The sequence below is a fragment of the Phormidesmis sp. 146-33 genome (assembly GCF_052939515.1).
In genome coordinates this window covers 76,968-97,225 of the sequence record NZ_JBJPHU010000010.1, presented here as the reverse complement: position 1 = coordinate 97,225, position 20,258 = coordinate 76,968, and the positions used below count along the sequence as shown (strand labels likewise).

19 protein-coding genes are annotated in these 20,258 nt (G+C 50.3%); 8 read left to right on the top strand and 11 right to left on the bottom strand.

Annotated elements, in window-relative coordinates:
- The first annotated feature begins 99 nt into the window (after positions 1-99).
- The 3 genes from ACJ2PR_RS06620 to ACJ2PR_RS06610 all read left to right on the top strand — a co-directional run bounded on the left by ACJ2PR_RS06620 (position 100) and on the right by ACJ2PR_RS06610 (position 3,476).
- Positions 100-2,085 carry a protein kinase domain-containing protein gene (locus ACJ2PR_RS06620; protein ID WP_446876443.1) on the top strand — a complete coding sequence of 662 codons (1,986 nt, stop codon included), beginning with the start codon at positions 100-102 and terminating at the stop codon, positions 2,083-2,085.
- A gap of 89 nt (positions 2,086-2,174) precedes the next feature.
- Positions 2,175-2,447 (top strand): hypothetical protein, encoded by a 273-nt coding sequence (locus ACJ2PR_RS06615; protein ID WP_446876442.1) that lies wholly within the window; start codon positions 2,175-2,177, stop codon positions 2,445-2,447.
- A 156-nt stretch (positions 2,448-2,603) separates the two neighbouring features.
- Positions 2,604-3,476, top strand: a complete 873-nt coding sequence (locus ACJ2PR_RS06610) for a hypothetical protein (protein WP_446876441.1) — start codon at positions 2,604-2,606, stop codon at positions 3,474-3,476.
- Positions 3,477-3,700: 224 nt separating this feature from the next.
- Here the strand turns inward: ACJ2PR_RS06610 and ACJ2PR_RS06605 are convergent, their stop codons facing one another.
- Positions 3,701-7,201, bottom strand: coding sequence for a DNA polymerase III subunit alpha (locus ACJ2PR_RS06605; protein ID WP_446866308.1), 3,501 nt, complete (start codon positions 7,199-7,201; stop codon positions 3,701-3,703).
- A 322-nt stretch (positions 7,202-7,523) separates the two neighbouring features.
- Here ACJ2PR_RS06605 and ACJ2PR_RS06600 point away from each other — a divergent pair, with 322 nt between their 5' ends.
- Positions 7,524-7,802 (top strand): hypothetical protein, encoded by a 279-nt coding sequence (locus tag ACJ2PR_RS06600; RefSeq protein ID WP_446876440.1) that lies wholly within the window; start codon positions 7,524-7,526, stop codon positions 7,800-7,802.
- On the opposite strand, the gene ACJ2PR_RS06595 is transcribed toward ACJ2PR_RS06600, so the two are convergent.
- From ACJ2PR_RS06595 to ACJ2PR_RS06580, 4 genes are all read right to left on the bottom strand, one after another.
- Complete coding sequence (locus ACJ2PR_RS06595; protein WP_446876439.1) at positions 7,799-8,362, bottom strand: DUF2721 domain-containing protein; 564 nt, start codon at positions 8,360-8,362, stop codon at positions 7,799-7,801. The two genes, ACJ2PR_RS06600 and ACJ2PR_RS06595, sit on opposite strands and share 4 nt — an antisense overlap.
- Positions 8,363-8,527: 165 nt before the next feature.
- The gene (gene cobA, locus ACJ2PR_RS06590; protein WP_446876438.1) at positions 8,528-10,078 is read right to left on the bottom strand and encodes a uroporphyrinogen-III C-methyltransferase; all 1,551 of its coding nucleotides are present in this window, start codon (positions 10,076-10,078) and stop codon (positions 8,528-8,530) included.
- A gap of 33 nt (positions 10,079-10,111) precedes the next feature.
- Positions 10,112-10,891: a class I SAM-dependent methyltransferase gene (locus ACJ2PR_RS06585; protein ID WP_446876437.1), complete on the bottom strand. Its 780-nt coding sequence runs from the start codon at positions 10,889-10,891 to the stop codon at positions 10,112-10,114.
- Between the two features lie 306 nt (positions 10,892-11,197).
- Positions 11,198-12,019, bottom strand: coding sequence for a PHP domain-containing protein (locus ACJ2PR_RS06580; RefSeq protein WP_446859446.1), 822 nt, complete (start codon positions 12,017-12,019; stop codon positions 11,198-11,200).
- A 356-nt stretch (positions 12,020-12,375) separates the two neighbouring features.
- Between ACJ2PR_RS06580 and ACJ2PR_RS06575 the strand changes: the two genes are divergently transcribed.
- The 4 genes from ACJ2PR_RS06575 to ACJ2PR_RS06560 all read left to right on the top strand — a co-directional run bounded on the left by ACJ2PR_RS06575 (position 12,376) and on the right by ACJ2PR_RS06560 (position 16,052).
- Positions 12,376-12,948, top strand: a complete 573-nt coding sequence (locus ACJ2PR_RS06575) for a TMEM175 family protein (protein ID WP_446866314.1) — start codon at positions 12,376-12,378, stop codon at positions 12,946-12,948.
- A 134-nt stretch (positions 12,949-13,082) separates the two neighbouring features.
- Entirely contained in the window at positions 13,083-13,907 is an 825-nt protein-coding gene (gene nei / locus ACJ2PR_RS06570) for an endonuclease VIII (RefSeq protein ID WP_446866315.1), read from the top strand.
- Between the two features lie 171 nt (positions 13,908-14,078).
- On the top strand, positions 14,079-14,795 hold the full coding sequence (locus ACJ2PR_RS06565; RefSeq protein WP_446876436.1) for a pirin family protein: 717 nt from the start codon (positions 14,079-14,081) through the stop codon (positions 14,793-14,795).
- Between the two features lie 288 nt (positions 14,796-15,083).
- Positions 15,084-16,052 carry a glutathione S-transferase family protein gene (locus tag ACJ2PR_RS06560; protein WP_446876435.1) on the top strand — a complete coding sequence of 323 codons (969 nt, stop codon included), beginning with the start codon at positions 15,084-15,086 and terminating at the stop codon, positions 16,050-16,052.
- 1 nt (position 16,053) lies between these two features.
- On the opposite strand, the gene ACJ2PR_RS06555 is transcribed toward ACJ2PR_RS06560, so the two are convergent.
- From ACJ2PR_RS06555 to ACJ2PR_RS06530, 6 genes are all read right to left on the bottom strand, one after another.
- Positions 16,054-16,746, bottom strand: coding sequence for an ROK family protein (locus ACJ2PR_RS06555; RefSeq protein WP_446866319.1), 693 nt, complete (start codon positions 16,744-16,746; stop codon positions 16,054-16,056).
- Positions 16,747-16,804: 58 nt separating this feature from the next.
- Entirely contained in the window at positions 16,805-17,515 is a 711-nt protein-coding gene (locus ACJ2PR_RS06550) for a hypothetical protein (protein WP_446876434.1), read from the bottom strand.
- 70 nt (positions 17,516-17,585) lie between these two features.
- Positions 17,586-18,563 carry a glutaminase A gene (gene glsA, locus ACJ2PR_RS06545; protein WP_446876433.1) on the bottom strand — a complete coding sequence of 326 codons (978 nt, stop codon included), beginning with the start codon at positions 18,561-18,563 and terminating at the stop codon, positions 17,586-17,588.
- 5 nt (positions 18,564-18,568) lie between these two features.
- Positions 18,569-18,748, bottom strand: a complete 180-nt coding sequence (locus ACJ2PR_RS06540) for a ribbon-helix-helix domain-containing protein (RefSeq protein ID WP_446876449.1) — start codon at positions 18,746-18,748, stop codon at positions 18,569-18,571.
- 309 nt (positions 18,749-19,057) lie between these two features.
- A complete protein-coding gene (locus ACJ2PR_RS06535) occupies positions 19,058-19,273 on the bottom strand; it encodes a hypothetical protein (protein ID WP_446859438.1) in 216 nt (71 codons plus the stop codon).
- A 147-nt stretch (positions 19,274-19,420) separates the two neighbouring features.
- Positions 19,421-20,239: a creatininase family protein gene (locus tag ACJ2PR_RS06530; RefSeq protein WP_446876432.1), complete on the bottom strand. Its 819-nt coding sequence runs from the start codon at positions 20,237-20,239 to the stop codon at positions 19,421-19,423.
- Positions 20,240-20,258 lie beyond the last annotated feature (19 nt).

The following is a 20,258-nucleotide window of genomic DNA, read 5'->3' as shown; positions in this document are numbered from 1 at the left end:
CAAAAGCAAATTAGTGGCAGCGATCGAAAAATTGGTCACGATCAACCCTTCCACAACCCATTAGTTTGCAGCGTCCAAGTCCCCCGTGCTTTCTGATTAATGACTTACTGCCTAAATCCTGATTGTAAGCGTCCCCAGAATGCAGACGGGGCAGAATTTTGTCAAAGTTGCGGAGCCAAACTGATTCCGTTACTCAGGGGACGCTATCGGGTTTTGCAACCTTTGGGACAGGGCGGCTTTGGCAAAACTTTTTTGGCAGTGGACGAAGATCGGCTGAATACCCGCTGCGTGATCAAGCAATTTTCGCCCCAGCTTAAGGGCACCAAAGCGCTCGAAAAGGCGATCAAACTGTTTGAGCAAGAAGCCGTCCGCCTGCACGAATTGGGCGAACATCCGCATATCCCCGCACTGCTGGCTTATTTTGAGCAAGACCAGCGCCTTTATCTGGTTCAACAATTTATCGAGGGGCCAACCCTTTCTCAAGAACTAAGTCGGCAGGGGCCGTTTAGTGAGCAAAAGATTCGTGAAGTGCTGGTGCGACTGTTGCCGATTCTCAAATTTGTTCACGATCGCCATGTAATTCACCGCGACATTACGCCGTCGAATATCATTCGTCGCAAGATTGATAATCGGCTGGTGCTGATCGACTTTGGGGTGGCGAAATTGTTGACTGAGGCGACTTCTACTCAACCAGGCACCAAAATTGGCACCGAAGGCTATGCGCCCGTCGAGCAGTTACGCAGCGGTAAAGCCTACCCCGCCAGCGATTTGTACAGCCTAGGAGCAACCTGTCTCTATTTGCTGACTCAAGTCAAGCCCGAAGATCTTTATGATCCGTTGGCGGGGCGCTGGCTCTGGCGAGAACGCTTAACCCAACGCGGAGCAGGAATCAGCGATCGCATTGGGCAAATTCTCGACAAAATGCTGAAGGATCTGGTCAACGATCGCTATCAGTCAGCAGATGAAGCCATGCACGATCTGCGGTTTGCGCTCTCGACTCCTGCGGTTGCGTCTCCTCCCAATTCCACACAGATGGGCAGCGCCTCCAATGTCACCTTACCGCCCACTTCAGGGTTGTCCGAGGTTGAGCAGCCCATTGCGGAAGACGATCAGACGCAGCGACTCCCCACGCCGACCCCTTCTCCGATTTCTCGCCCCTCTTCGCGCACGGCTTCTCGACGCGCTTCGTCTGGGTCGCCCCAAATTCGCAGATGCCTGCATACCTTGAGTGGTCACGCTTCCTGGGTGGTTTCGTTGGCGATTAGTCCAGATGGTCAGACGTTGTTTAGCGGCAGTCTCGACGATCGCATCATGGTTTGGGATGTCGAAACCGGAGAACGACTGGGCACCTTGATGGGGCATGTCAAAGCGATCAATGGTCTGGTGACGAGTCCTGATGGCAAGACGTTGATCAGTTGCAGTGACGACGACACGATCAAACTGTGGCAGTTGCCGATGGGCAGATTGATGCGATCAATTCTCGGTCACAGTCGCGATGTCAACTCGGTGGCGGTGAGTCCCGATGGCAAGTTTTTTGTCAGTGGCAGTGAAGATCGGACGGTTTCTGTCTGGAGGATGACCAATGGTGAATTGCTTCGCAGCTTTACGGGGCTGTCGGGGATGGTGCGATCGGTGGCGGTCAGCCCCAATTCTCAGATTTTGGCCAGTGGAGGACTCGACAATCAGATCAAGTTATGGAATCTCAACTCAGGGCAGCTTGTTCGCACGTTGACGGGGCATCAAAATTCTGTGTTGTCGATCGCCATCAGTCCCAATGGTCAAATTCTCGCCAGCGGCAGTAAAGACAAGACGATTAAGCTGTGGAATCCGAATACAGGGGATGTGGTGCGTACTTTGTCAGGACACATTGATATCGTCAATACGATCGCGATTACGCCAGACGGCAAAACCTTAGTCAGCGGCAGCAATGACAAAACCATTAAGCTGTGGAATCTGACGACCGGAGATCTGATCGGGACATTGACGGAGCATACCAATTCGGTCAACGTGGTGGCGATCGGGGTAGATGGACGGCTTTTGGCTAGTGGTAGTTCTGACAATACGATCAAGGTCTGGCAGCTATAAAAGAAGCTAAAAAGATTAGACGTTGGGGTGAGGAAAATTAGCCGCGATCGCGACTATTCTGAGCAATATTGTCTTTGTTATTGAACCCGATGGACGCGACCAAAAGTCCCGGCATGGATTATCTTTATCGCAAAGCTGAATCTGTGAGATGGCACCGACAGCAGAGTAATCAGCAAATATTGCGATCGCGGTTGGGCTTTAACGAAGTGGCATCGTCTCGTCCTAAAGCCTGCCAGGGTTGTGCAAATTATCACGGGGTGGCGTATGGGTACGATCGGACAACTCGCGCCTCGCTTGTGTGCGGCTTTCACCCCTATGGCTGGCTAACGGACGACTCCTGCCCCGACTGGGAGAAACTTTGAGCTTGGAGATTAAGCGTTTAGAACTGTGGTGAAAACTGTCCGCTTTGGGCTTCTCTCTACTTAGATAATTAAATTTGCATAATATTGACTTCTCAGAGAGACAACTTAGGGTAACTGTAGGGTTTGTTACCTACTTTCTCTGAAGGAATTTAAGCCATGCGTCTGAGAACAGCCCCGTTGACGGTGGGAGTGATGATCGCCGTTCTATCTACAAATTGGAGTGCGATCGCTCAAACGATCGTTTCGATACCGTCTGTGATTGAAGCGCTTACCCCAACCAGTGATCAATCGTCGCCCGACATCAAGATCGTCTCGCCTCAACCTGGAACGACCGTCAACTCAACTGAGGTCACGCTGCAACTGAGCGCCAGACGGTTTACTCCTGGCAAAGATCCGGCGACCGGGTTGGGGCCACATTTCAAAGTGATTGTGGATAATAACTCACCGATCGACTACTTTGACCCCAGCAAACCATTGAAGCTGAATCTCAGTCCTGGTACTCACACGATTCGTGTTGTCTCGGCTCGTCCGTGGAACCAAAGCTACCGAAACCGAGGCTCTCAGGCGCATGTGACCTTTAATGTGCAGCAGTCAGACGGCAAAAATATTGCAGACTACAATCAGCCTGTGGGATTGATTACGGTCGTTTCTCCGGTGAGCGGCACCTATGGCGCGGAGCCAATTTTGTTGGATTATCTCGTCGATGGTGTCAACCTGGGTAGAACGGCCTCAGTGCGCTATACATTGAATGGTCGAAGTGTGAAGACGACCGATCGTTTTCCGCTTTATCTCACGGGGTTGCAACCTGGACAGAATAGCCTCGTTGTTGAACTGCTGGGAGCCTCTGGGCAGGTTCGTCCCAATGCTGGCTTTAACCGAGTCGAACGCACGATTTTTTATCAACCCGGCGGACAGGACAGCCTTTCTAAACTGGTCAGAGGCGAACTTAAGCCCAAAGACCTGAAGGGTGCAGTTGGCCCTAATCCATTTACCTTTGACGCTCAGGGCACCCCAAGACCCTTGAAGTGAGAGGCTTTAACCCCCTGCCCCAATGCTTTTCAAGTCAGTTCGATGAGAGAAACTCGCTGTGTTCGAATCGGCTTCAGCCCACTAAATCCCCCAAAATTGGGGGACTTTGACAAAGAAAAGCTTCAGAGTTTCAAGAAATCATGCTGATTCAAAGTCCCTCAGAATGGGGGATTTAGGGGGCGAATCCCTCAAGAACGAAGCGAAGAAACTCCATCGAATTCGCGCTAACCGACCAGAGCCGACACCCGTGATCGAAAGCCTGCCTTTGTCAACGCATTCACGGCCGCTTGCTCATCTTGGACGCGGAACTGTTGCCCAAATCGGACGAAATGACGGCGATTGTTGGCACTGACGATCGCCACTACGGAGACTTTTCCTTTGTCGTCGCCGCGATATTCCTGCAAAATCTGCTTGAGGCGATATTGTTGTTGTCCGTCGTTGGCAATTTCTGGCTTCAGTTCCACCATCACCATGCGGACGGATTCGATCGGCTCTGCGTCTTCAATGATGAATTGGGTCTGGTCGTCGCGGCGATCGACTTTGCCCCAGACCATCAGCCGAGCGTCATCGACAATCAGGTGTCCCACTCGCTCAAAGGTTTTGGGAAAGACTACAGCTTCAGAATGTCCGGTCAGGTCTTCGACGGTAATGATGGCCATCGCATCGCCTTTTTTAGTCGTGACTCGCTTGATGGCGGTGAGCATAACGATCGCGCTGACGTTGGCACCTTCCGATCGGCGGTCAAGATCGCTCAAGTTAATCGGGGCGAGAATTTTGGCGGATTCTTGAATCTGTTTGAGTGGATGGTCAGAAATGTAAAAGCCCAGCACTTCTTTTTCTAACCGCAGTTTGTCTTGTTGCTGAAAGTCGGGAGTCGGGGGCGCTTTGGGTGCCGTTTCAAAACTTTCTTGCTGAACGCTGCCGCCCAATAGATCAAATAAATTGCCCTGACCACTGGCCCGATCTTTGGCGCGAGACTGGGCCCAATCCAGCACCAGCTCTAGATCCTTGATCAACTGCTGACGGTTGGGCTGAATCTGATCGAAGGCTCCACAGTAGATCAGCGATTCCAATGCGCGTTTGTTGACCGCACGAGAATCGACGCGATCGCACAGATCCGCCAGCGACTTGAAGGGCCCTTTTTCTTCTCGGACTGCGAGAATCGCCTCGATCGCACCCATGCCCACATTGCGAACGGCGCTCAGACCAAACAGAATGCTCTCGCCAGTGGGGGTGAAGTCGATGCCCGATCGATTGATGTCAGGCGGCTGTACCTGAATGCCAATCCCCAGACAGGACGCGATGTAGCGCTGCACTTTGTCCTGATCGCCACTATTGGAAGTCAGCAACGCCGCCATGTATTCGACGGGATAGTTTGCCTTGAGATAGGCTGTTTGGTAAGTGACGTAGCCGTAAGCCGTCGAGTGAGATTTGTTGAAACAATATTCGGCAAACTGCACCATCTGTTCAAATAGCGCGTCCGCAATCTGAGCCGAAACCTCATGTTCCCCGGCACCCTGGACAAACATTTCTCGATGCTTTTCCATCTCAGACTTTTTCTTTTTGCCCATCGCCCGCCGCAGCAAATCTGCCTGACCGAGCGAATAGCCCGCCATATCTTGAGCAATCTTCATGATCTGCTCTTGATAGACCATGATTCCATAGGTTTCTTCTAAGATCGGCGTGAGAATCTTGTGCGCGTAGTCGATGCGTTCGCGTCCATGTTTGCGGTTGATGAATTTGGGAATTAGTCCAGCATCAAGCGGGCCGGGACGATAAAGGGCCAGCACTGAGGAAATGTCTTCTAAACTATCCGGCTTGAGATCTCGAACGATCTGCCGCATTCCCGACGATTCAAGCTGAAAGATGCCTTCTAGATCGCCGCGTCCCAGCAGTTTGTAAACGCCAGGATTGTCAAGGGGCAACTCGTCGAGGTCGATCGTAATCTTCTGAGTCTGCGCCACCAATTCCAACGTTTTTTGAATCATGGTCAGGTTTCTCAACCCCAAAAAGTCCATTTTGAGGAGTCCCAGCGTCTCGATGTCTTCCATATAGTATTGGGTGAAGACGGCTCCATCGGCGTTGCGCTGCAAGGGCACAATTTCGTCGAGTGGGTCAGCCGAGATCACGATGCCCGCCGCGTGAATGCCTACACTTTTGTTCATGCCTTCGATGCGGATGGCGGTGTCGATCCAGCGGCGATAGGTGACGGTCGTATTCGGGACAGTGGACTGGTTATCGTACTTTTCTTTGAATTCCTTGGCGGGCGTTGCGTCGGAAATCATCACCTTGAGCGGGACGGTTTTGCCGCGCACCGTGGGGATCATTTTGGTCATGCGATCGGACTCCCCATAAGGCACATCCAACACACGCGCCGTATCTTTGAGAACCGCTTTAGAGGTCATGCGGTTGTAGGTGATGATCTGGGCGACTCGCTCCGTGCCGTACTTTTTGGTGACGTACTGAATCACTTCATCGCGGCGATCGATACAAAAATCGGTATCAATATCCGGCATCGACTTGCGTTCGGGATTCAGAAATCGCTCAAACAGCAGACCGTGAAAAACGGGATCTATATTCGTAATGCCCAAGGCGAACGCCACGAGAGAACCCGCCGCCGATCCGCGTCCCGGCCCGACTGGAATCCCATTGTCTCTGGCATATTTGATGTAGTCCCAAACGACGAGAAAGTAGGTGGCAAAGCCCATCTGACTCATCATGTTCAGTTCGTAAACCAGGCGATCGCGGTACGTCTGATCGATTTCCTCACGAGTGTTACGTTTCTGCCGTTTGAGCAGTCCTTCCCAGGTGATCTTCTCAAGGTACGAATCGGCTGTGAAGTTTGCTGGAACCGGATAATTAGGAATCCGAGGTTCGCCTAAGATCTGATATTCTTCAACTTTGGCAGCGACTTCGACCGTATTGGCGATCGCTTCATCCACCACACTTTGAGGCAAATGATCTCGGAAGAGCGATCGCATTTCGTCCGCCGATTTCAGATATTCCGTGCCTGTGTAGCGCAGCCGTTTCTCTTCGGTAATCAGCTTCCCGGTTTGAATGCAGAGCAGCGCATCGTGAGCTTCTACGTCGTAGCAAGAGATGAAGTGAGAATCGTTGGTGGCAATCAGTTTGATGTCTAGCTCACGCGCAATGCGGACGATTTCGGGATTGACGATGCGTTCTTCGTGCAGACCATGATCCTGAATTTCGAGATAATAATCTTCGCCAAACAGGTCTTTGTATTCCTTGGCGACGCGCCGCGCAATGTCAGGTTTGCCCTGCAAAATCGCTTGGGGCACTTCTCCACCCAGACAGGCACTTGTAACAATCAAGCCTTCTCGATACTCCGCCAAAAAATCTTTGCTGATGCAGGGACGCGAAAAAATGCCCTTCCCCTGAACGCCTTTGAGGTGAGAAATCGTCGTCAGCTTAACGAGATTTTTGTACCCTTGAGTATTTTTTGCAAGAACGACCTGATGATAGCGAGGACGGCGTTCTTGCTTGGAGATGTCGCCATTGATGACATACATCTCATTGCCAATGATTGGTTTGAGCTTGCCCTTGCAGACTTTGATCAATTCGATCGCGCCATACATCACCCCATGATCTGTCAGGGCGATCGCGGGCATTTCTAACTCGACAGCACGATCGATCAGCTTGGGTAACTGGCTCGCCCCATCCAGTAAGCTGTAGTCGCTATGGATATGAAGACCAACAAAGGACATAATCGCTCAAACCACACAAAAGGAATGAGAACAGATTACTCGATCTTTGCGCTACATCTAGTATTTTTTTGGCGCATTTATTGCAGACGACTCCATAAGTAGAGGTGATGGGCGATCAGACTGGAGTTGTCAACCTCCGATCTCTAGATCACCCATTACCTGTTGTCAGAGTTATAGTCACGTCATCTGAAGATCAGTATAGTACCAATGTATCAAATTTGGAAGAGGAAAGTGTGAGGTGTGAGGAGTAAAATTTGCAAGGTGGACGAGTTGAATCTAAATTCCCTCATCCCTCCTCCTTCATCCCTCATCCCTTCTTCCTATGCCGCTAATCAACGTCATGCAGCAAGTCTTCGATCGCCCCCCGCTCCCCTTCGATCCCAATCGGCAATCGCTCAAAGCCTGGACAAAGTACTGCTTACAAGATCGGGGCTTTAGGGTGATTTACGCGCAAAATGCAGACTTTGCGATCGAGACCAACACCGGAGAAAAAGCCTACTTCAAAGTCAGTGACCGTGCTGAAAATCTCGATCCCTCAGTTGGGTGGATTGTAGTTGACTCATCAGGACAGAAGGCGATCGTCATTGCGCCTCAGAGTTAACCAGCCCTTGCTCGACGAGCTTTGACCAGTTTGGGTTTGGCGGATCGTAAGCGTCTGATTCGCAGGTCTTCGCGGGGGGCAAAATTGCGGGAACTGAAGGTGAGGATTCCGGTCATCTCTTGCCAAAAGGGACGATCGCTCTGATGCAAATCGAGCAGCACGATCGCCACGCTAAACAGTAAAATCCCCATGCCTCCAATAAAGAACGCCATCGCCACCGAAATGAGCCAGGTGCCCTCGACGACCGTTCTCATGGCTAATGCAAAAGTGCTGGCGACAAAGACCATTAGCGCGTAGTGAAGTGCCAGAATGCCGTTGCGAGAGGATTGAATCTGTTGTTGCAGGTGACGCAGTTGTTTTTTGAGCAGGAGGAGGCGATCGTTCTGGGAGTCATATGCCAAATGCAGCACTTGATAATATTCCAAACTCGTCGTCTGCAACCGATTTTCTAAGGCACTGCGCCGCAGCATCAAGCTCCCCAACACAAACGCACAAGCCACAATCATCAGCACCGAGTTGAGGATTAGCTGAATTAATTGGGTGGTCTGTTCGACACTCATAAGGCTTCCTCTCCACGACTTAGCGTGACATGAGGATAGCATGATTTAGTACAAAAATACTAGAAAGGGGTGTTGGGTGTTGGGTGTTGGGTGTTGGAAGGGATGAGGGATGAAAAATATTGTTTCAGGGTTCAGGTTGAAAATTCACTCCTCACACCTCACACCTCACTCCTCACTCCTCTTCACCCACTCCAAGACCGCTTGAGTTAATCCTGGTAGCGTGAATTCTTGGGCCTCGATATCGACTCTTCCGAGTAGGGTTTGGCAATCTTTGGAGGTCTGAGGGCCGATCGAGACCACCCCAACGCCTTCTAAATGTGTCAGCCAATCTTGACCAAACTCACCTTCAAGTAGCTGGCAAAAGTGGCGCACCGTTTTGGAACTCGCAAACGTGACGATCTGAATTTCACCATTTTTGAGCGCCTCAAGCGCAACGGGATCGATCGCCGTCGGGCAGGCCGATTGGTAAGCCGCAACCTCTGTGACTTGAGCAGCCTGATCGCCAAACTCCTTAATCAACACATCTCTCCCCCCACTCTCGACGCGCGGAAACAGAAACTTTTTGCCCGTCACAGGTTCAGGGAAATTGAGCACCATCGAATCTGCGACAAAATCGGGAGGGATAAAATCTGGCTGTAATCCTCGCTGCTTCAGTCTTTGAGCCGTTTTTTCGCCGACGACTGCAATCTTGATTTCTGACAAGCCTCGCACGTCTTGAAGCTGTGACCCCAACCGTTCAAAAAAGTAATCGACGGCATTCGTTGACGTGAGAATCAGCCAATCAAAATCATTGAGACGCGCGATCGCCTGATCCAATTCTTCCCAACTTGAAGGCGGCACAATTTCTAACGTCGGCATCTCGACCACCGTCGCGCCCTGACTTTGCAACAATCGGGAAAACTGACTGGATTGAGACACCGATCGCGTCACAAGAACGGTTTTACCAGAAAGGGGAAGGGTAGACACAGGAAACACAGGGGGAACGACGGGGGGCTGAAACGTGGGGAGGAGAAAGGAGCGCAGTCCGACAACCTCGCCAATAACGATCACACAGGGAGAAAGTGAATGGGGATCTGTGTGTGACAGAATTTCTGCCAGAGTGCTGACCCAAATTTGTTGCGCTGGATGCCCCGCCCAACGAATGATGGCGATCGGAGTCTGGGGCGATCGTCCCTGTTTTTGTAATTGTTGCAGAATAATCGGGAGATTTTGTCCACCCATCAGCATCACCAGCGTCTCGATTTGAGCGATCGTTTGCCAGTCCAGACTTTCGGTATCGTGGGCACTCAAAACTGCAAAACAACGGCTCAAAACGGGGTCAGTTAATGGAATTCCTGCCAGAAGAGGGGCGGCCAGCGCCGAAGAAATTCCGGGAATCACCTCAAATGGACAGCCTGCCGCATTCAACGCTTGGATCTCAGAGGACGATCGCCCAAAAATAAACGGATCGCCACTTTTGAGCCGAACGACCTGCTTTCCTTGCTGACACTGCTCGACGAGGAGGCGATCGATCTGGGGCTGCTTCATACTGGGCTGTCCGCCGCGTTTGCCAACATTCAGCTTCACACAACTCTCTGGCACCACTTCTAGCAGTTGTGAATCGACGAGCGCATCGTAAACCAACACTTCTGCCTGGGTCAGCAGCCGATAAGCCTTCACCGTCAGATAGTCTGTGCCTCCGGTTCCCGAACCAACAAGATACACCTTTCCATTCATGAGGATTTGAGCATTAATTTCAGCAGGGCAACGTTAGGGCTGAGAAGTAATCTGAGGATCAGCCAAAAAGACTCTGGTTTGATAAGAGATAGAAACTAGCCCTTGAGGATTTGCCCAACGTTGGTGAAGGGCAGTGAGTTTGGTGATTAATTGGTCATGAGCCATTCCTTCTTGCGGAACATACGATCGACTCTTGGCATTGCCGATTAATCCCGCTTGATCGAGCGTCTGCTCAAAAGAAAATAGCTGCGATCTAACATTCAAGAAATGGGGATTTGTGGGGAAAGCTCCAGCACGACCGAATGCCTGACCGAGTGCATGATGTTTGTCTGAGATTTCTCGTAGCAGTGTTTCATAGCCTTCTGAGAACTCGTTGGACTGATCGCGATCGTTCCACACCAACGCCAGCCGCCCAGAGGGTTTGAGAATTCGTCGAAACTCAGTCAACGTCGGCTCTGGATCAAACCAATGAAACGATTGAAAACAAGTAATTAAGTCAACGGAAGCGTCGGGTAAATTGGTCTGTTCTGCGGTGGCGGCGTGATAGGTCACATTGGGATGGACTTCGGCAACCTGACTCATCGCAGCGTTGGGTTCGATCGCCCAGACTTGCAACCCGCGATCGCCCAACAACCGAGCCGAGATTCCTGTTCCCGCGCCGATGTCAGCCGCCACCAATTGAGACGGCGTACCCAACCCTTCGAGAATCTGGTCGATCGCTTCAGTGGGGTAAGTCGGACGATATTTCACATAGTCAGAAGCGCGATCGGAGAACCGATTCAATGGATCAAGCTGATGCAGCGGAGTAGACATAGGCATGAACCCAGCATGAGTGCGATCAAGTTAGATCCAAGTTAGATCATTTATGACCTCATTCCTACGTCGCCAACTTTTTCATCCCTCCTCGCGAAGCGGATTACCCCCAAAGGGGGAACAGATCATCGAAGTTCTCCTTCATCCCTCCAATAAAAAACCCCCAACCGAAGTCAGGGGTAATCATCAGGGTGCATCTACCATCCCTATATGCCAAAAAAATTGGACGTTCTCCGGAGAAGATTTGGGGAATTGCATGAAGTTCATATGAACTAGCTGTGAGATTTGCATAAAGGAACGATCGCTTTAACCCTGGCCAGCCGCTTTCCTAATAGGTTCCAGCAGTTCCAGAGGAATATTTAGACTGTTGAGTGACCGATATTCATCCTTCTGAGTTGCCAAATTGGGGCCGTGGTAGTCACTGCCGCCCGTGATCAAAAGCCCGTATTCTGTGCAGAGTTGAGTGAGGCGATCGATACCCGCCGCTGAGTGACTGGGATGAAACACTTCAATTCCCAAAAGTCCCGCTTTCACCAAATCTGGAAGAATTTCCTCAACGGCTCCCCCGCGAAACAAGTAAGGATGCGCCCATACCGGAACCGCCCCACAAGACCGTAACAGCGCCACCCCTTCAGTACTCTCAAACTTTTCGTAATGGACGTAGGCAGGTTGATCATCACCGAGAAAGCGATCGAACGCCTCCCGCGACGAATTGACATAGCCCGCTCTGACCATCGCCGTTGCAATATGAGGTCGCCCTGGAGCCATGCCTTCTCCCATGTCGGGCAGTTGGATGGGATAGCCCAAGTCAGCAAGTTTTTCGACAATCTTTTGAGCGCGGCGTTTGCGACCTTCGAGCCGTTCCATTAGCGGAGCGTGAAGTTTTTGGCGATCGGGATAAAAGCCCAAAATATGTAGAGAGCGATCGTTGCAAACGGTACTCAGTTCCAGTCCAGGGACAATCTCCAGGTGATCAGGAGCCGCCGCAAACGCCTCATCCCAGCCGCTCATCGTGTCGTGATCCGTAATCGCCAACGCCCGCACCCCGACGGAAACCGCCCGATTAACTAGCTCAACGGGTGTCAGCGTCCCATCAGAATAAGTCGTGTGACAGTGTAGTTCTAACATGCTTCTATTCTAAAGAAACGTGAATTCAATGGAATCTTTCGCTACGGTGATTAATCCGGCAGCCCCCTAAATTCTCCAATGCTGGGGGACTTTGAACTGGAAATCTAATCTAAAAGTCGCCCACAATTGGCACTTTGGGGGGCAGAAGCGCTAAACAACGCCGTGAAAAAACTTCATCGAATTGACGTTAAAGAAGAGCGTCAATGATAGGGAGTAACAATTTCTGATAAAACGAGCCGCGAACTATCGTAGCGGTAACAAAAATCGTAGCGGTAACAAAATAAGAATCAGAAAACGTGCCATGATTTGCACCATGAATTAGCAAAAAAAACTAGCAGACAAGGAGCGTGACAGTAATGGGAAAAGGAAGACTAGAAGCCTTTAGCGACGGAGTGATCGCCATCCTTATTACCATTATGGTCTTAGAACTCAAGGTGCCGCACGGGGCTGATTTAGCGGCTCTGCGTCCACTCATTCCAATCTTTCTGAGTTATATCCTGAGTTTCATCTATCTCGGCATCTATTGGAACAATCACCATCACTTGCTACAAGCAGTCCGACACGTCAACGGGCACATTCTTTGGGCCAATATGCATTTGCTATTTTGGTTATCGCTCATTCCCTTTGTCACAGGCTGGATGGGTGAAAATTTTGCCCCTGTTCCGGTTGCCTGCTATGGTGTAGTTCTCTTGTTGAATGCCATTGCTTACTTTATTCTCACTCGCGTTCTGATTGCTTATCACGGTCAAGATTCTACCCTGGCGATCGCGATGGGGCGAGACGTTAAAGGCAAGCTATCGTTAGGCTTTTATGTCACAGCGATTCTGTTTACTTGGGTCAATCCATTGATCGCTTGTGCAATTTACGCTTCAGTGGCAGCAATGTGGCTCATCCCCGATCGTCGCATTGAGAAGACGCTAACTTCATAAGCTGAACCATTCATTAATTTAAACAGTCAACGAAGAATTCAAAACTCTTTTCATCCCTCCTCTCTCCTCCCTCCTCCCTCCTCCCTCCTCTCTCCTCCCTCCTCCCTCCTCCCTCCTCCCTCCTCCCTGCCCCCATGCCCGAAGGCCCCGAAATTCGACAAGCCGCCGATGAGATTGCCAAAGCATTGGTCGATCGCCCCGTCACTGAGATATTTTTTGCGTTCGATCGCCTCAAGCCGTTTGAAGAAGAACTGATTGGGCAAACCGTAACCGCCATTCGGACGCGGGGCAAGGCGATGGTGATTTGTTTTGAGAAGCCGCTCTACATCTACAGTCACAATCAGCTTTATGGGCGGTGGTATGTCCGCAAGCTGCATTCTTACCCGACCACAAACCGTCAGTTGCGGATGGCAATTCACACCCCCAAACACTCGGCTTTGCTTTACTCTGCGTCAGAAATTCAGGTGTTGAATGAGGAGGAGTTAGCGGTGCATCCGTTTCTCAGTCGAGTTGAAATGGATGTGTTGGATCAAGCGGTGACCGTTGAAGAAGTTGTAGCCCGCTTTCTCGACAAGCGATTTTTTCGTCGTCAACTCACGATTCTGCTGCTCGATCAACATTTCTTAGGCGGATTGGGCAACTATTTGCGGAGCGAAATTCTATTTGTGGCGAAGGTTCATCCCGCTTTGCGTCCGGTTGATTGCACTGTTGAACAAATTCACGCCCTCGCTCAGTCCGTTCTCTCGGTGACGCTGCAATCCTACAGAACAAAAGGCATTACGAACGATTTGCAGATTGTCGATCGCCTCAAAAAACTTGGCTATTCGCGCAGTCGCTATCGTCACTATGTCTTCAATCGAGAGGGACAGGACTGCTTTGTGTGTGGAAGGGCGATCGTCAAAGAAATCTTCGCTGGACGACGACTCTATTATTGCTCCACTTGCCAAGCTCTCGGTTGATGGCTCTCCGGGGTCTTCAACTGAAGCTGAGAAATTCATCGAATTCACATTGACTTATGATTGTTTGCATTTAGACAATCGCTGTGTTATTCTAAATTTATAGAAAGTACGAGCTAGAACATTTAAGCACCAAACAATCCTCGTACTGCACATTTTCATTTAGGAGGAACTATGTTGACGCTTCGTAAGGCCGAAGATCGAGGACACGCAAACCACGGTTGGCTGGACTCTTACCACACCTTCTCCTTTGCGAATTACTACGACCCTGCTCACATGGGCTTTCGCAATCTGCGGGTGATCAATGAAGATCGGGTTGCCCCCAAGCAAGGATTTGGCAGCCATTCTCACCGCGATATGGAGATCATTACTTATGTGCTAGAAGGGGCGCTGGAGCATCAAGACAGTATGGGCAACCGGGCGGTAATGCTTCCGGGAGAAGTGCAGCGCATGACAGCCGGGACGGGCGTGACCCACAGCGAATATAACCACTCCGATCGCGATCCTGTTCACCTTTTACAAATCTGGATCTTGCCTGAGCAAAGGAATCTGGAGCCTGGATATGAGCAAAAAGCCTATTCAGACGATGAGAAACGGGGCAATCTCCGGCTGATTGCGTCTCAAGACGGGCGAAATGGGTCTGTCACCGTTCACCAGGATTTGAATCTGTACGCGACGGTTTTAAGGGAAGGTGAGAAGGTGAGTTTGACAGAGAACGATCTCTCCGAGTCACCCGCAAGGAGTCGACACTTCTGGGTTCAAGTAGCTCGTGGAGCCGTTTCGCTGAATGGTGAGTTGCTCAATCAAGGTGACGCGGCCGCCTTGGACGGTGAAACACTAGAACTGGTCGGCAAAGAAGACGCTGAAGTGTTGGTGTTTGATCTGGCGTAGAAGGCGAGAGACAGAAGATATGAGTTTTGAGTGATGAGGTTTGAAGGACAGATGCTTAAACTCAAAGCTTGAAACTCATAGTTCAATGTGAATTCGGTTGGATTTTTCGCTTCGTTACCCAATTCTTCAGCCCTCCAACTCCCCAATTCTGGGGGACTTTCGGATAGGATTTTTTGTTCAAAGTTCCCCAAACTTGGAGGATTTAGGGAGCTGCCTGGAGTGATAACCGCAGCCAAGGATTTCATCGGATTCACGTTATCTCAATTCATAGCTTTTTTGGAGGTTCTGATGGCACTTGGAATGATGGTGGATGGCAAGTGGACGACTGAATGGACGGAGCGAGATGAAAGCGGTAAGTTTAACCGGATGCCGACTAAGTTTCGCGATCGCATTACCGCAGATAATTCAAGCAGCTTCAAAGCAGAATCGGGACGCTACCATTTGTATGTTTGTCTAGCCTGTCCTTGGGCCCACCGTACGATGATTATGCGAAGCCTAAAGGGATTAGAAGATGCGATCGGGCTGTCGATCGTCGATCCCATTCTCAGCGACAAAGGTTGGGCGTTTTCTCAAGAACCGGGCACCATTCCTGATTCGGTCAATCATGCTCAGTATTTGCAGGATATTTACCTCAAAGCTGATCCCAAGTACACAGGTCGAATTACCGTTCCAGTGTTGTGGGACAAGCAAACGGGAACGATCGTCAACAACGAGTCTCGTGAGATCATTCGCATGTTCGATTTGGAATTCTCAGAGTTTGCAAAATCTGATATTGATTTGTATCCCACAGCATTAAGAGAAGCGATCGACGAAACGATCGGAGCCATCTACATGCCGATTAACAATGGTGTCTATCGATCGGGTTTCGCCACCACTCAAAAAGCCTACGAAGAAGCGGTAACAGAACTGTTTGAAAACCTCGATCGCTGGGAGTCGGTTTTGAATCTACAACGCTATCTCTGCGGCAATCAACTCACCGAAGCAGATATTTGCATGTTCACGACATTACTCCGGTTTGACTCGGTATATCACGGTCACTTCAAATGTAATCTTCGTAGAATTGCAGACTACCCCAACCTCTGGAATTATCTCAAAGATCTCTACCAGCATCCTGACATCCAAAAAACCTGCAACTTAGATCACATCAAGCGTCACTACTACATGAGTCAGACGCAGATCAATCCAACGCGCATCGTTCCCAAAGGCCCGATCATCAACTTCGACGAACCGCACGATCGCCATCGCTTCGTTGAGTAATTTACGAATCCTTCCATAAAGCAATCCCACCCAAAAGCCCTGAAACATTGGGCACAATCTTGACGTTGGGCGGCAGCGCGATCGTAATCTTATCGGTATTGCCGCCCCCGATATAGAGCGTGTCGTAGTTAAAGAGATTTTGCAGGGATGCGATCGCCTTCTCTAGTCGTCGATTCCACTTTTTCTGACCCACACCATCCAAAGCAGCGCGCCCTAACTGCTGTTCATAGGTATTGTCATTGCGAAAAGGATGATGGCCCATTTCCAGATTGGGAACCAGCTTGCCGTTGAGAAACAGAGCAGACCCAAACCCAGTGCCCAACGTGATCACCAGTTCGACTCCTTGACCTGCGATCGCGCCCATCCCCTGAATGTCAGCGTCATTGGCCACCCGCACAGGCTTACCCAACCGCTCACTCAAGACCGCTTCTAGATTAAAACCAACCCAGTCAGGGTCAAGATTTACCGCCGTCTCCGTCACGCCCAACCGCACAACCCCCGGAAACCCAACTGAAACGCGATCGAATTCACTTTGTTGACTTACCAACTCTACGATCGCTTCCATCACCGGACTGGGCTTTGCGGGTTGAGGCGTTTCGACACGGGCACGATCGCTGACAGGCGTTCCTTGCTCATCCAAAATCATGACTTTGATGCCACTGCCACCAATGTCGATCGCCAGCGTTTTTTTCATCAGCTCTATCCTTTGTCAGTCGTTCCTCATTCTTTGTAACGTACTAACGGTGGACAACTCAATCAAACCAGCCAATATCTTGTTCAGACAGGCGGCTGGGCGCAGGATCGTTGGGGAAAACCGGATGGGCGAGATTGGCGGCTTGTTGGCGAAGGAAGCGATCGTGTTCACTCATTTCGGCCGGAACGGATAGCTGAGAAGCTTTCTTGGCTTCGGGTGGCTGAAGGGTGAGTTGGGAGGCTTTTTTAGAAGATTCGGCCTCGGCGTGGGCGGCTTTGAGCGCTTTGTTTTCGTCAATCAGCTTTTGGTTAGACTCAGCTAATTGCAGGGCGGCTTTTTGCGCTTGTTCAAGCTCTGCCTGAATTTTACTCGCCTTTTCTAAACTGGTTTGTAAGCTTTTCGCCAGCGATTTTTGCTCATCCAATTGAGACTGCAATTCATCAATTTTCTGCTGAAGCGACTGTTCTTTTTGATGAGAAGCTTCGAGAGAATTTTTGAGATCGGTGACTTTTGACTCTAATTTTGACTCTAATTCAGAATGAGCGGGTTCAGAAGGGACGGGCGCAGCTTCCTCAGTCGGGGCATCATCCCAAGGTTCAGCTAACACGTCGATCACATCGTCAGTCGAAGCAGGTTCATTATTGTCATGGCCGGTGGCTTGATCCAACGCTTGTTTTGCCTCCTCGATCGCTTCACCCTCCACCACAGGCACCTCCGGCGGCTTACGGGGGTTGGTTTTGCGCGTATTGGCTGTTTGTCTTCTCACCATAACCTTACTCCTGGACGATCGGCCTCATGCCGTGACTATACCGTGTTCTCCAGTGCCAAAATACAGTTTGTTACGGTTTGTTTTCTAATGTTTGCAAGAAGTGAGAACAACCCATCGGCAAGTCAAACATGTGTAACTCAAATTGACGAGATAACTCCTCACAAACTTTAATCCCGCGCACGCTGTTGCCATTCGCATCTAGCGGAGGAGAGAAAACCGCAATGCCAACCTGATTGGGAATGACAGCGAGAATACCACCAGACACGCCACTCTTAGCAGGAATGCCAACCTGATAGGCCCACTGCCCAGCATAGTTATACATTCCGCAAGTGTACATCACAGACAAAATATCGCGAATGCAATGAGCAGGAACGGCCCGATCGCCCGTGACCGGATTCACACCCTTATTGGCCAACGTCGCGGCCATCACTGCCAGATCACGACCATTCACCATCAAAGAACACTGCTGGAAATACAAATCCAACGCTTCATCAATGTTTGCGTCAATCATTCCAAAATGCCGCATCAAATGAGCTATGGCTCGATTGCGGTGTCCGGTCGATCGCTCTGACATAAACACCGACATATCGATATAAACATCATGACCAATGTAGCCACGAAACATCTCCAGCATTCGATTTAAGCGATCGGTTGGATCACTGCCCTGAATCAAACTGGTAGTGGCGATCGCGCCTGCATTCACCATCGGATTGTCGGGTCGTTTGGAGTATTCATCGAGTCGAATAATCGAGTTAAACGGATCGCCCGTCGGCTCAACGCCAACCTTCGACAAGACCTTTTCGCGCCCATGTTCGGCCAGTGCCATGCCATAGACAAACACCTTCGAGATCGACTGGATTGTGAATAGCTGATCAGCATTTCCGACTTCAAAAATTCGCCCATCGACGGTAACAATACAAATGCTAAAGCAGTCTGGATCGGCCTTCGCCAACTCAGGAATGTAGCTGGCCAGTTTGCCTTCATTCAGCGGCTTATATTTGAGGTAGAGCGTTTCGAGATATGCCTGAAGGGGATGTGCTTCGCCCATGAGTTTTATTTACGTGGGGGATTGGTCGGTGGCTTCTCAGGTGATGGTGAAATTTCTCCTTCTTTTAGGGCTTTCACGATCGCCACTTCGATCAAGAAAGCGCCAAAATTCGCGAGCGGTCGCCCTTGTTGATTAGACCATCGTTCCAAAGCTCCGTAAACATAATCTGGCGACGTAACAAATATCGATTGATTGTCCTGTTAGATTACACATATTAAAAGTATTCATTCGTCATGTTTTAACTCATGCAGAATACGGCAATTGAACCAGGTCGAAGCTGAGAACGGGCGCTAACCTAATATGATCACCACTACAATCGATTGTCTCCGAAGTTGTCAACGGTCAACGCAAACTAACAGTCAATCACATCAAAAAACTGGCTGACTTCTTTCATATTTCTCCCGTTGCTTTTTTCGAGTCCTCTGATAAATGATTGCCAGCAAAAAACCCTCCCTAATGGTTAGAGAAGGCGTTCACATTGCAATCAAAACTTTTTAGTAACTCTCTTCACCAGGAATACAATCTCCTTGAGATACCCACCAGGGGTCGCCCTCTCGCTCCGGCACAAATTCCTTCAAAGACGCTTCTCGAATCGCTTGCCAATGACGAATCAGTTCTTCACCGCTAAAATCACTCGCCTGAAACTGCTTTACTGCCTCGTCGAGTTCCTGTAGCGTTTGGGGAACGGGGACGGCTGTTAGTTTTAGCATCGGTTATCTCCTACGATCGGGGCATTCCACAATGCCTTGAGTTGATGCCAACTATTGTAGTGAACTCTTTCTATAGAGAGTATTAAATGATACTGAACATTTCAGAAAATCAACAAATTATCACAAAAGCGTAACGGATTGTTGTTTTCATAAATAAGCTCTGGGCTGCTGAAAGGCGTGAACTTCTTTGAGCACCGCGACCCAACCATCCGCCAGCGTTTGTAGAATGCGATCGCCCTTCTCCCTGGTTGCTGTCGTCGGATCGCCCAAAACCCCACTCTGGCTCAAATCTCGCGTTGTCCAGGCAAACGGGAGCGCCCCTTCCATACTCAACAGTCCCGCTCTTGGCTCACCCAGGGGATATTCGGCAACGGCGCGATCCATCTTCACCTGATCGGGCAAAATCGACAGCAGCAAACTCGTCTCGCCATCGCCTGCATGAATGCCCAGTTCGAGTTCTTTGGGGGTGAGCAGATCTTGGGCGATCGTTCCAATCCCCGGTACGCGCCAGGTAAACAGCGGAAACACCAGGAAGTCCTCATATTTTTGGTGCAAATCTCGCGCAGCGATTTCAATCACCTGGGGCTGTCCGCCGTGAGAATTCATGAACACCAGCTTGCGAAATCCTGCTCGATAGACGCTTTCGGCCACATCGGATAGAACCGCCAGCAGCGTTTGGGCACTCAGCGTAATCGTCCCCGGAAAGTGCCAGTGTTCGTTTGACTTGCCGTAGTCAAGACAGGGCAGCGCATAGGCGGGAATGCTGGCATCAAGCTGACTCAGCGCCTTTCCCAAGACGGACACACTGATCGCAGCATCGACGACTAGCGGTAAATGAGGGCCATGTTGCTCGATCGCGCCCATCGGTTGCACAATCACCACATTCTCTTTGTCAGGCAGCGCTTGAATATCCGTCCAAGTCAGGTAGGGGAAGAAGCGATCGGGAGGAATGAAACCGTGGAGCATAGGAAGGGATGAGAGATGA